This window comes from Facklamia sp. P9177, assembly GCF_050409585.1.
In the GTDB taxonomy this organism is placed as follows: Bacteria; Bacillota; Bacilli; order Lactobacillales; family Aerococcaceae; genus Facklamia.
The window spans coordinates 17,886-32,318 of sequence record NZ_JBNUPE010000014.1 but is presented as its reverse complement, the minus strand read 5'-3'; the positions used below and the strand labels follow the sequence as shown (position 1 = coordinate 32,318).

The following is a 14,433-nucleotide window of genomic DNA, read 5'->3' as shown; positions in this document are numbered from 1 at the left end:
TAACTCTATAACCCCTGATAGAACAACTTCTATCAAGGGTTTTTTTATTCGTTTTCTAAAAGGGACAGTATTTAATAATCAACTAGGGGAAAAATTTAAGCCCCCTGCAAAAATCATGCAGGGGGCTTAAATTTTAAGGTTAGACGATTTGCATCCTTAAAGAGGAGGCAGTGTTCCCAGATCCTTTTTTGGCATTGATTGGAATTGATGATAAATGACATAGCTAGCTAAGATAAAAGCCATTACGTCCGCGATAGGGGCTGCCAAAGGGACTTGTTCGACACCGAACTGGTGGCCAAAAAACAAAATGAGGGGAAGCAAGAAAAAAATCTGTTTACTAAGGGCCAATAATGCACTCTTAAAGCCATAACCAATGGCTGATAGGAGATTTGCCATTCCAATGTGCATGCCTATAATAACCGTCATGAATAAAAAGCTACGTAAGTAATGCATGGCATAAGTAAAGTATAACTCCTCACCATTACCAAAGATACGGATTAAAGGACGGGTGAGGGTTTGGAAGATAACAAACATTATTAATGAGAAAGCGGCTAAAACTTTCATCTCTAATTTGAAAGTGTCTCTAACGCGCTGATAGTTTCTAGCGCCGTAATTGACACCCAAAATAGGTTGAGCTCCTTGAACGATTCCGATGACAACACCTATGAACAAGGTGTTAATTTTAATGGTAATACCAGCAGCAGCGATTGGGATATCCGCTCCGTAAATAGAGTTGGCTCCGGCAAATTTAAGAGTATTATTGAGGACAATTTGAACGACGGTATTTGACAACTGAAAGACAAAAGAGTTGATACCCAGTTTAAATATTTGCCAAAGTTCGTTCAGCTGGATAGTTATTTCACGAAAATGAATGGATACTAGTTTGAATTTTGGAATATAAGCAAGAATAAAAAGTCCTGAGACTATTTGCCCGATAATTGTGGCCAAAGCAGCACCACGCATTCCCCAATTAAATCCGAAAATAAACAGAGGGTTCAATGCTGTATTGATTGCTGCCCCTACGAGAACACTTATCATGGAGTATTTTGCACTACCATCTGCTCTAACGAGATTTGCTCCACCAATATTCAACATAAAAAAAGGAATGCCGATAGCAATAATTTGTACATATTGAACGGACAGAGGATAAACTTTTTCAGTAGCTCCGAAAAATTTCATTAGTGGACCTGCTTGCCAAAAGACTATAAGAGCGAGAAGAATTCCCGATAAAAGTAAAAATCCAAAGGCTGTTGCGAGTGTATTGCGAGCCGTAGTGAAATCTTTTCGACCAATAGTTAAATTAAAGTTAGCAGCGGCGCCAATTCCTGTGAGTAATCCGATGGCTAAACAGACCGTCGTTATCGGAAAAGCGATATTGGTTGCTGCATTTCCTAAATAGCCAACTCCTTGTCCAATAAAGATTTGATCTACGATATTGTAAAGAGAGTTGGCCAGGTTGGCAATAATACTGGGAATTGCAAATTGTTTAAGTAATTTGGACACGGGTTCAGTTTCAAGAGGGTTGTGTATGTTAGGAATTTCAAGCGAGGGATTAGTTTCTGTCACAAATTTCTTCCTTTCTTAGCAAATTTATTTTTATTATGATAATCGACTTCCCATTATAACATAAAAAAATTCTAAAGGTAAAACGATCCAATTAAAAAAGAAAATTTGTGAAATCTAGTTAATTTTTAATAAAATTTTATGGAATAGGATTATGCAATACGCGGATGTGACATAAGTTTTCGAGAGTGGAAAACATAAAATGATGATTATTCTTTATAAGAAACAGACATTCATTTTTTAACAAGTACCACTATACATGACCTAGTGGTACTTTTTTATCTTGGAAGTTTATAGTCGATATTCCTTTATGAACAATCTTCTTAGTTTCTGATCATCTTTTAGCACTAGCGATTAAATGAAGAATAATTGAAGCGGGAAGCTGGGATTACATCTCTTTTATAAACTCAGTGTTTTCTAGCTGAAGAGCGGGTATAAGATATAGAATTAATTTGCAATTAATTGATTGTTGTAAGCTATTAATAAAAAGGCTATTAAAAATAAAACATAATTAATTGAAAAAATATAAATTCAATATTAGAATATATTTGAACTTTTTAATTTCGTATAATTGTTGAGATTATGTACAATTTAGAAATGAAATTCATAGTCAATGACCGTTCATTAAAGCATTAAACATTCTAAATAATTTTAATTTATATAAAGGAGTGATAATAGAGTATTATAATGAGAGTTAAAACAATTAAGTTGCTTTGTAGTAGTTTGGGAATTTAAGTGCCAATACCTGGAAGGAGATATCTTATGTCGGAAGTAGAACGCGGAATAATGAAAGTTTCGATTCTAAAAATGCAAGATATACTTCTTACGCTTTTATCAATACAAACCTTGGTGAAAGAGTTGTATTTGATGCAGGATTTTAAAATTTTATCAAGTTGTACATAGTAGTATTTGATAATTAATCAGATTGGGCGGGCTGAGTCCCGCTTTTTAAAAATGAGGGGAGCATATGAAGCGGATTTTTATTATTCTGTCGAATCTATTGGTGGGTCTCTTTTTGGTATGGGTGGTTAACATTTGGGGAGATACCTATGTTTCTTATTATTATCCAAATGTTTCGGTATTTGATGCTTCTTCTGAGGCTGATTTTGAGAAGGTGGCCGATCATTTAACCTTATTGGCACAAGATACAGATAGTCTCATCGCCATTCAGCACCAAGAACCTGGGGCAGACGGAAAGCCCGTCTTTTCTTATACCACTTTTGGAACTGGAAAATTACCACCAGGTCTCACTGCAAAATCAAGGGAAGCAGCTAAAACGAGTAGTGTACTGACTAACTATTTTATCTTTAAGGGAAATTTAGACCTAGATCTATTGAAAACAACATTAAAGGATGCAGGATTGACTAGACTCTCTCCAGCTATTCCTTCTGGGGTTACCGTTCTAGCTTCCATATTTAGTAATGGCTTTCAACTCATCGGCTTACTGATTTTCTTTTTAACCTTTGGAGCGCTTAGTTTAATTTATCAAATTCGTGCTCTAAGAACAGCGGGCATTCGTTTAATTTCTGGCGAAAGTCGTTGGGGAATTTTTCTCAGACCCATTGGTCGAGACCTCGTTAACCTTTCAATCGGTCTAGGCGCTGGTTTCCTGTTAGCAATGATTCTAAAATCAGTAGTTTCAACCCCTTTGATAGCTTTTTATACAATAGGAGCGGGTCTATTCCTTTACAATCTTTTTTTGCTGATTATTTCCTTATTCTTTGCTAGTTTATTTGCAGTCGGTATTAAAAAAGTGCACTTGATGCAGGTTATAAAAGGACAAATTCCGGTGAGGGGAATCATTAGTCTCATTTTAATGGGTCAATTTTTAGCTTTCATTATTGTTTCTATAGGGGTTAGTTGGACACTAAATTATACCCATGCCTTGCAACAGCAAAAACAAGGTCAGGCTATTTGGCAAAAAGAAAATCAGCTCGTCTCTCTGAATTTTGCCCGAAGTGGCTCAATCGGAAACAAGAAAGAAATGATTGAGAAACAACAAACATGGTTTCAATTGATGGATCAAGCCATCTCAGAAAATCGTGCGATTCTTTCAAGGCATTATTTAGCAGAACAAGGGTTTCAAAGAGGACCAAGTACTGTTAGTCTACCCTTATCTGATCATGAGCTTTATCAACCACAAGGCAACGTCTTGATTGTCACTCCTAGCTATTTAAAACGGCAACAGATTGCAGTGCCTCCCGAAATCGACAGGAAACTAAATAAGTTAGCTGTAGGTGAGTTCGTTCTCCTTTTGCCAGATAAGCTTCAATCAAATGCAAGTCATTACCAGACCGTCTTTGAAGACGCTACAACAACGCTTATGGCTAGCCAGGATAACCGTCAAAAAATGAAGGCGACTGTTGCATACTTAAAAACGGGATATCAGCGATTTGTCTATAATGCAACGCCCCTTTCCTATCAACAATTCCTTAAAGATCCGATTATCATTGTTTTGACTCCACATTCAACGGGTGAACAATCTTACTTGTTTTGGCAGCAAGCGCTATCGTCCTATTTCTTTTTTGATCGTTTAGGAGATGCCCAATCACTGATTGCAAAATACGGACTTGAAAATTGGGTGGCTGAACTTCAGACAGGGTATCAAATCCATCAAACCTTACTGGATAATCTGCAACGAGAAGTTTGGGCAATGATTGCTGGGGCAGTATTAGGCATTGTGACGTCTATTTTAATGTTTCATACGATGAATCAACTTTATTTTGAAGAATTTCGACGCGATATCTTTATTAAACGCATAGCAGGCCTTCGTTTCTTAGAAATTCATAGAAACTATCTGCTAGCGCAGATACTTGTTTTCTTGCTGGGTGTTATTGGCAGCGTCTTTCTTGTAACGGATATCGTGCTTGCTTGCTTGGTATTTTTACTGTTTACCGGCATTTCAGTCCTACAATTGCATTTGCAAATGAAAAAGGAAAATAAAATGGCGATGCTTATTTTGAAAGGAGCCTAAGATGATTCGATTAGAAAAAGTGGGCTAATAGTTTGGTGACCGTGTCTTATTTTCAGATCTTTCTATGACTTTTGAAGCCAATAAGGTTTTTGCTTTGATTGGTTCAAGTGGGAGTGGTAAATCAACGCTTATGAATAGGATGGGGAAACTTGAAAGTTATGATGGAACGATTTCCTTTCGGAATAAGGAGTTGAGCAAGTATAAATCGAGTGATTTTTTCCGTCAGGAGTTGGGGTATTTGTTTCAAAATTTTGGTCTCATAGAAAGTCAGACGATTGAAGAAAACTTAAAACTCGGTCTAATTGGTCAAAAAATTAGTAAAACTGAGCAACACAAGAAGGAAAAAGAAGCTTTAATGCGTGTTGGTCTCTCTTATTTAAGTCTCAATAAGAAAAATTTTGAATTATCAGGAGGAGAATCACAGCGCGTGGCTTTAGCTAAGGTTATTCTTAAAAACTCTCCTCTTATCTTAGCGGATGAACCTACTGCATCCGTTGACCCTGAGACAGCTAAAGCGATTATGGATATTTTGCTCTCCTTGAGAGATGAGAATAGACTCATTATCTTTGTTGCTCATAATCCATCTATTTGGACAATGGCTGATGAGATTGTTTCAATGGATCGATTGGGTATGCCAACAAGTTTCCATTAATTTTGGGTAAGAATAATATAAAGATTAGTCAATTAGTATGAATAGTTAGCTCTTTGCCAACTATAGAAGGTAGGGCAAAGCCAAGTGCTAGAGAAGACCAAGTATGATGTGACCCTCAAAAGTTAGTTTTTATCTCTAACTTTTGAGGGTCACATCATACTTGGTCTTTCAAAAAAAATAGCAGATTTAGTAAAAAGTGCGATAAAATCCTTCAATCGAGAAGCTAGCAGTAGAACAGATATAGATTAAGTTGCAATCGGCCACACGTAAGAATTATCCGACACTGCTAGCTTTGTGAGGAAGATGCTTGTGTGAGTTGAAAGCGTAGTGGCAATAAATAAGTACTCATTTAAAAAGAAGTAGATCGATGCTATTAATTTGCCTGACATGATTTGTACCAGAATTATTGGCAATCGGTGATTACCATACGTTGAGCTTATCACATCATAATAAAAGATTTCATAATTACATAATTACTTCAAATAGTTCATATTCATTACAGAGAAGAATTCATTTGGCTTTCGCGGTAGAAACATTAAAGAAGTGACTGTTCGTATTAATGTTTCTGATGCAACGCATTCAAATCCACTACTTGATCAACCATCTCCCAAACTAATGGATCATGGGTGGCAATGAGGATGACACGATTATCATTACTGAGAGAGAGGAGTTTTTTCATGATAGCCTTAGCGTTTTCAATGTCAATCGATGCAGTGGGTTCGTCTGCAAGGATGAGAGGCGGATCTTTTAAGATTACCTTAGCAAGTGCGACTCGTTGGGCTTCTCCACCAGATAATTCAAAGACCTTGCGATCTAACTTCAAATAATTTAAGCCCACTTGGTCCAAGATTTCATGCATGCGAGTCTTTTTGTCCGGTTTACTTAGCTTCTTTCCGATTAGCCCTAAAGCTAGATTGGCTTCAATGGTTTCATTTTCAATTAAGCCAAAATTTTGGAAGAGGTAACCTAAATAATCACGAAAGAAGACGAAGTCTTTAATCGATTTAAGATCTTGGCCTTTAAAGAGGATCTGTCCTTGATCATAAACTTCAAGATGGGCAATCATATTCAATAATGTGGTTTTCCCCGATCCGCTTTGACCGGTTAGGGCATAGGACGTGCCAGCTTCAAAGTTCAAATTCAAGTCAGCAAATAGGGAACGTTGGCCGAAATTTTTATGAAGATGAGTTACTTGAATCATATTAAGCTCCTTTCAAGAGGGTTAAAGACTGACGGTTTTCTTTTTTTGCTTGGAATACTAGGGATAATAAAGCGATTGACAAAAAGATGATTATATTGATTAAAACACTCACTTTATGATTAGCTATTATCATTGATAAACCAAAAGCGATGATAAAAATTAGTAATTGCAATGCAAGATAAACTTGATGATTTTGCCAAAAATTTAACCCTGAGATTCTCTTTATTAAAATATCACGACGGAACTGGTTAAAATAAACTTGATTCATACAAATGAAAAGTAATAATGAGGATAAACATGCGAAAAAGGAAGCAAACAAATGAGTGATTAAATGAGTTTTATAATTAGTAATTTTTTCCAAGTATGTTTGTCTTGAATTAACTAAATAAGATATTTTAGAATATAAATCATATTTTTTTAAAAGACTAATTGTTTCATCATACCCTGTATACTTAATGTTTTTAGCGGCATTAATCATCCAATGCATATATGAAGGCAAGGTGTTACCCGTAGATTCAGGTGACATTACAACAATAATTGGCTGAGATAGATACTGTTGATTTGAAACAGTCTCTTTTGAAAAATTCTCTGTATTGTACAAGAACACGGAATTCAAACGATCAGAAAAAAAGTAATCGGCTTTACATCATATAATATTTTAGAATCGTTTTCGACTCCTTCACGACTGAACGTTGTTAAATAATCCATAAAGTAATTTTCAATTTGATTTTTTGAATCTTGAAGTTCTCTTGGAATAATAAGACCAAATTCTCCTAGACTTAAATGATTAAATCTTTCAATTCTTTCTTCAGATAAATCAAATTTTTCTCTCTTGACATAATTCGGACTTACAAAAATTACTTTATTAAATAGGTTAGCATCTTGAATTGGAGCAGGATCAGAAAATTCATTTACTTCCAAACCATTATTTTGTACTTTTATAAAGAAAGCATCCTGTTCATTTAATGCTTCTTGGGTAAAAGAATACCATTTTTTGAAGGATTGTTTGTTATGTTTAGAAGAATTCATCAACGGCGCTAGCCCAAATTTAATATCAAATAACTCAGCATTACCTTCCCATTTATTAGAAGCTTTCCGGAGAGTATGTAGTGAATCCGCAAGGGTTAAAGATTGATCGATCGTATAGCCTAAAATAAATACAGAAAACACTTGACCGAATAGCATGAAAATTAGCAGAAAACGATAAGGTAATTTTCCTTTTATAATTGAAAAAAGCCTGTATTGATCAGTATAGATATAAAGTATTAGACTCAAACAAAGATTTAAAAACAAAATGATGCTATTAAAGATTAGTAAAGAATAAAATGTTATGCTAAAAAGATACCACGTTGAATGTCCGTTTATTTTTAACAAAAGGCCTGAAAGACAGGTTGTAATAAATATCATCATAATAACATAGCGTATATCCTGAGATATCAATTGGTGATAGATTGTCTTTGTAGTTGCACCTGAAATTCTTTTGATGCCTATTACTTTTGCTTTTTTTATAATTTGTATTAAAGACAGTGAAAAATAAGTCAGCAGCAGAATTGCTAGCGTGATGATGACGGAGGGATTTAAGTACAAGTTCTTTGCATATTGAAAAGGACTCGTCGCAGGAATAACGATAGTTTTTGCTCCATATTGTTCAAAATATTCCTTCAGGATAGATTGAGAGGAAGCTCCTTCGAAAACTAAGTAACTTGCTGCTAAATCACTATTTTGAATACTCTCGTTAGTGGCTTTAACTATTTTAGCGGGCAATTTTTTATCACCATAAAGGGCATAAGTAAAATTTGTCTGGCCAGATTCATTTGGTTCTACTATTCTTCGGCCCACGAGAATTTCATGTTGTTGTGCAAAATCATGTAATGCGGCTTCAAATTCATCCCGCTGAATATTTTGATCAAAATTTATGATTTGAACCCCTGGATACTGCGAAAAAGTAACGATCTCAGCGGAAAAATTCATAACGTTTATCACTAGTAGTAACATGATTAAATTTGATAAGGTAATATATATTTTTTTCATAGGATACCTTCCTCTGAGTTATAATCAGCCATTAAGAGTTAACAAATGATCGAAAGCACTTTACAACTATCAAAGGGCCTTGGAAAAGTTAATCGTTCTCTAACAAAATTTTACCGAATTTCCAAGTTACTTTCTAGCCCCTCATTAATTATTATAAAAGTGGGCTGACAATAAGAAAAGTATGCTTAACGCTCAAAGTAGTCCCGAAAGTGGAAAGAGAGTTTACCAAAACTCTTTCACCGGAGTATTATGCCTTTCTAAACAAGCAAGAAACAGATCCATGAATGAAAGATAAAAAGATACGTTGCAAATAAAACACTATTTTTAACATTTTATATTTGAGGCGTTCAAAATATTGAATGTGAGGAGTTTTTGACGGTAATTAGTATGCTCTATTGACTAGGATCCGCTTTTTGATTGAGTAGAACAATGTATCTTATTAAGAAAACGTTTTATATTCGAAATACTTTTTCATTTGCGTAAAAATGCGTTATATTAGTATTAACCGAAATGAATTTGTTGGAGGTGTAATAAGATGTCTAGTTATTCCTATCCATTAAATGAAGATTGGTCAAGTCAAGAAATTACGATCGTTGTTGATTTTTTAGCAGGGGTTGAGTCCGCCTATGAAAGAGGAATTAGAGTAGAACGGATTAAAGATAAGTATCGAGCATTTAAAGAAATTGTCAATTCGATAAGTGAAGAAAAACAAATTGATCGTGAATTTCAAGCGGCTTCGGGATACTCTATCTATCGATGCATGCAAAAAGCTAAAACATTGAAAGATTCCCAAACGTTAAAAATGCCTTAGGAGGTCACTATGGATTTTCAATTACATCAACGTGTAATATCTTGGTTAAAAACAGCTGGGGACTCGTTGATCGCTTCCTTGAATACCAATTTAATGGTTGAAGAAAAAACGAACGCAAGTGATTTAGTCACACGGATGGATAAAGAAGTAGAAGCCTATTTTACCCAACAAATTAACACTTACTATCCCGACCATCGTGTATTAGGCGAAGAAGGAAAGGGACATTCGATTAAAGAGACTCATGGAGTCTTATGGATAATTGACCCGATTGATGGAACTTTGAATTTTGTCAAGCAAGGGCGTTTTTTTGGCGTCATGATTGGTATATATAAAGACGGTCGGCCGCTAGCGGGCTATATCTATGATGTAATGCAAGGCGATCTTTATTATGGGTTTGTCGGTCAAGGCGCTTTTTTGAATGATCGTCCTCTGATACCATTAGAAATTAATTCGTTAGAGCAAGGGCTTATGGTGACAAACGCCCACATTTTAGTTGAAAACCAATTTAATAGTCAAGCATTATTACATGCATCTCTGGGTTCAAGGTCTTATGGTTGTGCAGCTTATGAAATGATTTCCGTTATTAGAGGGGAATCCGCTTTTTATTTAGCAAGTCGTTTAATGCCGTGGGATTTTGCAGCGGGAGTAGCAATTTTAGAATCTTTAGGTTTTAAGTATAGTCAACCTAACGGACAGGATCTGAACCTTTTAACAGCGAATCCTGGTCTCTTCTCTAACGCTGCAGTTTATGAGGAAGTATTACAGATAATTAATTCAAAAGAAAATTAGGAGAATTTAATGAAAATAAGAAATGACATAAGAAATATTGCAATCATTGCCCACGTTGACCATGGTAAAACCACTTTGGTTAATGAGCTCCTTAAGCAATCGGATACTTTAGATGCTAGAGCTCAGATAGACGATCGTGCAATGGATCGCAATGATATTGAAAGAGAACGTGGCATTACCATCTTAGCTAAAAATACAGCTGTAAATTACAAGGGAACACGGATCAATATCATGGATACGCCTGGACACGCAGACTTCGGTGGTGAAGTAGAACGTATTATGAAAATGGTTGATGGCGTTATCTTGGTAGTAGATGCTTATGAAGGTACTATGCCTCAAACACGCTTTGTGTTGAAGAAAGCCTTAGAAGAAGGTAAGACTCCTTTAGTGGTTGTTAATAAAATTGATAAGCCATCGGCTCGTCCGGAGGTAGTTGTTGATGAAGTGCTTAACCTATTGATTGAATTAGGCGCAGATGATGATCAATTAGAGTTCCCAGTTGTTTATGCTTCAGCTATTAATGGGACTTCTTCGCTTTCTAGTGATTTGCAAGACCAAGAAAATACCATGGATCCAATTTTTGAATCAGTAATTGAACATATTCCAGCACCAATTGATAATTCAGATGACCCACTGCAGTGTCAAGTCACCATGCTTGATTACAATGACTTTGTCGGCAGAATTGGAATCGGTCGCGTTTTCCGTGGCAAGATCAAAGTTGGGGATGCGGTAACGGTTATTAAGATTGATGGCTCTAAGAAGAATTTCCGGGTGACAAAATTATATGGTTTTCTTGGATTAGACCGAATTGAAATTAAAGAAGCGATGGCCGGAGACTTAATTGCAATTTCTGGAATGGATGATATTTATGTAGGAGAAACGATTGCTTCAGTTGATAATCCAGAGGCTATGCCATTGCTTCATATCGATGAGCCAACTCTAGAAATGAACTTCTTAACCAATAATTCTCCATTCGCTGGCCGTGAAGGGAAGTATGTTACTGCGCGTAATTTGGAAGATCGTTTGATGCAGGAATTGCATACAGACGTTTCTTTAAATGTTACGCCAACAGACTCGCCAGATACTTTCAAGGTGGCTGGACGTGGGGAGTTACATTTATCGATCTTAATCGAAAATATGCGACGTCAAGGCTATGAATTCCAAGTCTCACGTCCGCAAGTGATTATAAGAGAAATCGATGGCGTTAAGTCAGAACCATTTGAACGTCTTCAAATCGATACCCCGGAAGAATACATGGGGGGCATTATCGAGGCTATCAGTAATCGTCGGGGTGAAATGGCAGATATGGTTCACTCTGGCAATGGACAGATTCGTCTGGTCTTTTCAATTCCAGCTCGTGGTTTAATTGGTTTCTCAACCGAATTTATGTCTTTAACAAGGGGATATGGCATTATGAACCATACTTATGATGAGTACCGTCCGGTGATTAATGTAGAACTTGGTCAGCGTCGTAACGGAACCTTAGTTTCCATCGATAGCGGTCAAGCAACCACATATTCAATTATGAATCTTGAGGATCGTGGAACGATTTTTGTTGAACCTGGTACGGAGGTATATGAAGGAATGATTGTTGGCGAACATAATCGTGAGAATGATTTGACGGTTAATATCACTAAAGCAAAACAATTAACGAATGTCCGTTCAGCTAACAAAGACCAAACAGCTGTGATTAAATCCACTAAAAAAATGACATTGGAAGAAGCTATACAATTCATGGCAGATGATGAATATTGTGAAATTACACCAATGGCAATCCGTTTACGCAAACGTATTCTAGACAAATCAACCCGTGAAAAAGCGAAAAAAAATAAAAAATAATATAAACATAGAACTCGAAGATAATAAAAGAGTATCTTTGGGTTCAATGCCTTTGTGAATAGATATATAAGCATATTTCTTTGTCTGACAATAGTGGCATGTTATGATAAAGATCATAACAGAATTAGGAGGAGTAAAAATGACATTCAAATTACCTGAATTACCCTATGCATATGATAATTTAGAGCCCGCTATTGATCAAAAAACCATGGAGATTCACCATACTAAACACCACAATGGTTATGTTACTAAATTAAACGCAGCTGTTGAGGGAACTGAGTATGCTGACCAATCGATTGAAGAAATTATCAAGAGCTTAAAATCACTTCCAAGTGATATTCAAACAGCTGTTCGCAACAATGGTGGAGGCCACTATAACCACTCGCTATTCTGGGAATCATTACAAGCTCCTCAAGAAGACAACAAGCCTTCTGGAGACTTAGCTAAGAAAATTGATGAAGAATTTGGGTCTTTCGAAAAATTCCAAGAAGAATTTACAAAAGCTGCAACCGGTCAATTTGGATCAGGTTGGGGTTGGTTAGTTAAAGATGGCGACAAACTAAAAGTTTTAGGCACTCCAAATCAAGACAATCCTTTAACTGAAGGTTTAACTCCTTTATTAGGTTTAGACGTTTGGGAGCATGCTTACTACTTAAACTATCAAAATAGACGTCCGGACTACGTTAAAGCTTTCTGGTCTATTATTAATTGGGACAAAGTTGCAGAACGCTTTTCAGCATAATATTTATGAATAAATAAGTATAATGATTATTTTTAAAACTATCTATTTAGTTTTCACTTACTTTCCAAGTTTTTAAACTTAAGAAAAGTAAGTGCTTTTTTAATTCCTAGTCAGAGTAAATCCCGATCTTATTTTCATAAATACCCACTACTGATGCTTTATGCTATAATGTTTTTAGCGAATTAGAGAGGAATAATTATGGAAAACAAAGTCTTTCACATCACTCCTAAAACTAGAGAAGTAGATTCTAAAGAAATGAATAAAGAGCGTTTTATCACAAGCTTTAAGAAAAAATTTGATCTATATGGAAAGGGCGATAAGTTACTAAGTCTTATTGTCATTGTTTTACTACTTTTTTCCATGTTAGCCGTCTTTTCTTCTACCATGTCACAAGATCCATTAGCCATGGTGAAGAAGCAAGCCCTCTCAATTTTGATTGGTTTTTGCATGATTTTACTCGTTCGGCTTGTTCCAAACGGATGGTTTTCTAACATCTTTTTAATTAATATACTCAATTTTCTAACAATGGTTTTAATTTTTTATGCTACTTTCTTCGGTCAGGAAGGAGGAGGGGCATCTTCTTGGATCAATATTGGAGGATATAATTTTCAACCTTCTGAGCTATTTAAAATAGCTATGGTGCTCACATGTAGTCGACTGGCTGTTTATTTTAAAAGAACTTATCTGATAGCACTAGAAAAGTCTTCTTTTTGGTATATCATTTTGCCCTTTGGTTTAATGATAATATCGGCAATGTTTGTTTTAATTCAGCCTGATGTAGGCACAACAGTACTTATTGGTTTTTGTGCTTATTCTCTGTTTATGATTTTTAATTTATCAAGAAAGAAGAATATTCTTTCTCTGTTATTTTTTATTGTTGTTACTATAGTTATCTATATTGTTTCAATATACTTTGCAGACTATTTTGTGGGTACTGGAAGGCACTTTTTTGAACGTTTAGGATCTTTCATTGATCCGTTTAAATATCAACATGGGACAGGCTATCAAGTCATTCAATCCTATAAAGCAATCGCTAATGGTGGCCTTTTCGGTGTGGGCTTAGGTCAAGGAGTAATAAAAGAAATGCTTCCTGCCGCTCATACAGATTTTATTTTATCAGTGATAGCAGAAGAGACAGGATTGCTAGGGGTAAGCGCTGTAATCTTAACATTACTTGGTTTAGTTTTTTACTTACTCAGAACAGCCAGTATGATGAGTAAATTGTTTCACCGTATTTGTATTACGGGATTTGCTATTTTAATCTTTACGCAAACATTTGTAAATATTGGAGGATTGACAAGTTTAATCCCCCTTACTGGAGTGACACTTCCCTTTATATCGTATGGAGGGACGAGCATGGTAGTCAATTTGATAATAATAGGCATTGTTCAAAAATTCATCAGTGAAGAAGCTCGGATGAGACAAACAACTAATCGCTCAAAAGTATCCAATTTGAAAGGTGGACGCTAATGACATTTGAAGCAGTAAAAAGAAAATCGCTTGTTGTATGGTTATATAGTCTTAAACAATGGAAGCAATTAAGAAAATATGGCACAGTACATTATTTAAGTGAACGCTTGAAATATGCCATCATGTACGTGAATGATTCTCAGCTTGATGAAACTTTATCTTCTTTGCGTAAATTAAATTTTGTGCGGGAAGTAGAGGTTTCATACCGAGATGATATCGATATGACTTTTAAAGATGCTATAAAGGATCGAATTGATCCTGATTTAAAAGCAGAAGAGGAAGAAGAGGTTTCCTTTGACGAATTCTTTAAAGATCTCGCCCAAGAAATCGTCCCAGAAGCAAAAGATAAGAAGTAGGTGGT

13 protein-coding genes are annotated in these 14,433 nt (G+C 35.7%); 9 read left to right on the top strand and 4 right to left on the bottom strand.

The features are described from left to right. Positions 1-156: 156 nt before the first annotated feature. Entirely contained in the window at positions 157-1,566 is a 1,410-nt protein-coding gene (locus ACQV18_RS07585; RefSeq protein WP_428874302.1) for an MATE family efflux transporter, read from the bottom strand. Positions 1,567-2,325: 759 nt separating this feature from the next. Here ACQV18_RS07585 and ACQV18_RS07580 point away from each other — a divergent pair. The 3 genes from ACQV18_RS07580 to ACQV18_RS07570 all read left to right on the top strand — a co-directional run bounded on the left by ACQV18_RS07580 (position 2,326) and on the right by ACQV18_RS07570 (position 5,189). Further along, positions 2,326-2,466 (top strand): hypothetical protein, encoded by a 141-nt coding sequence (locus ACQV18_RS07580; protein WP_428874303.1) that lies wholly within the window; start codon positions 2,326-2,328, stop codon positions 2,464-2,466. A gap of 64 nt (positions 2,467-2,530) precedes the next feature. Continuing rightward, positions 2,531-4,537, top strand: a complete 2,007-nt coding sequence (locus ACQV18_RS07575) for a DUF1430 domain-containing protein (protein ID WP_428892873.1) — start codon at positions 2,531-2,533, stop codon at positions 4,535-4,537. A 64-nt stretch (positions 4,538-4,601) separates the two neighbouring features. Then, entirely contained in the window at positions 4,602-5,189 is a 588-nt protein-coding gene (locus ACQV18_RS07570) for an ATP-binding cassette domain-containing protein (RefSeq protein ID WP_428892872.1), read from the top strand. A 556-nt stretch (positions 5,190-5,745) separates the two neighbouring features. On the opposite strand, the gene ACQV18_RS07565 is transcribed toward ACQV18_RS07570, so the two are convergent. From ACQV18_RS07565 to ACQV18_RS07555, 3 genes are read right to left on the bottom strand one after another with little or no spacing between them, the layout of a single operon-like run. Next, positions 5,746-6,390, bottom strand: a complete 645-nt coding sequence (locus ACQV18_RS07565) for an ABC transporter ATP-binding protein (protein WP_428892871.1) — start codon at positions 6,388-6,390, stop codon at positions 5,746-5,748. Position 6,391: 1 nt separating this feature from the next. Beyond that, entirely contained in the window at positions 6,392-6,991 is a 600-nt protein-coding gene (locus ACQV18_RS07560; protein ID WP_428892870.1) for a DUF1430 domain-containing protein, read from the bottom strand. 11 nt (positions 6,992-7,002) lie between these two features. Next, a complete protein-coding gene (locus tag ACQV18_RS07555; RefSeq protein ID WP_428892869.1) occupies positions 7,003-8,421 on the bottom strand; it encodes a hypothetical protein in 1,419 nt (472 codons plus the stop codon). A gap of 535 nt (positions 8,422-8,956) precedes the next feature. Between ACQV18_RS07555 and ACQV18_RS07550 the strand changes: the two genes are divergently transcribed. From ACQV18_RS07550 to ACQV18_RS07525, 6 genes are all read left to right on the top strand, one after another. Further along, on the top strand, positions 8,957-9,232 hold the full coding sequence (locus ACQV18_RS07550; RefSeq protein WP_428875364.1) for a UPF0223 family protein: 276 nt from the start codon (positions 8,957-8,959) through the stop codon (positions 9,230-9,232). Positions 9,233-9,241: 9 nt separating this feature from the next. Continuing rightward, complete coding sequence (locus tag ACQV18_RS07545; RefSeq protein WP_428875365.1) at positions 9,242-10,021, top strand: inositol monophosphatase family protein; 780 nt, start codon at positions 9,242-9,244, stop codon at positions 10,019-10,021. Positions 10,022-10,030: 9 nt separating this feature from the next. Then, a complete protein-coding gene (gene typA / locus ACQV18_RS07540) occupies positions 10,031-11,860 on the top strand; it encodes a translational GTPase TypA (RefSeq protein WP_428874312.1) in 1,830 nt (609 codons plus the stop codon). Positions 11,861-11,999: 139 nt separating this feature from the next. Continuing rightward, on the top strand, positions 12,000-12,602 hold the full coding sequence (locus ACQV18_RS07535; protein WP_428874313.1) for a superoxide dismutase: 603 nt from the start codon (positions 12,000-12,002) through the stop codon (positions 12,600-12,602). A 198-nt stretch (positions 12,603-12,800) separates the two neighbouring features. Next, on the top strand, positions 12,801-14,072 hold the full coding sequence (locus ACQV18_RS07530; RefSeq protein WP_428874314.1) for an FtsW/RodA/SpoVE family cell cycle protein: 1,272 nt from the start codon (positions 12,801-12,803) through the stop codon (positions 14,070-14,072). Then, a complete protein-coding gene (locus ACQV18_RS07525) occupies positions 14,072-14,428 on the top strand; it encodes a YlbG family protein (protein ID WP_428874316.1) in 357 nt (118 codons plus the stop codon). The genes ACQV18_RS07530 and ACQV18_RS07525 overlap by 1 nt, the downstream gene beginning before the upstream one ends. Positions 14,429-14,433: the final 5 nt, after the last annotated feature.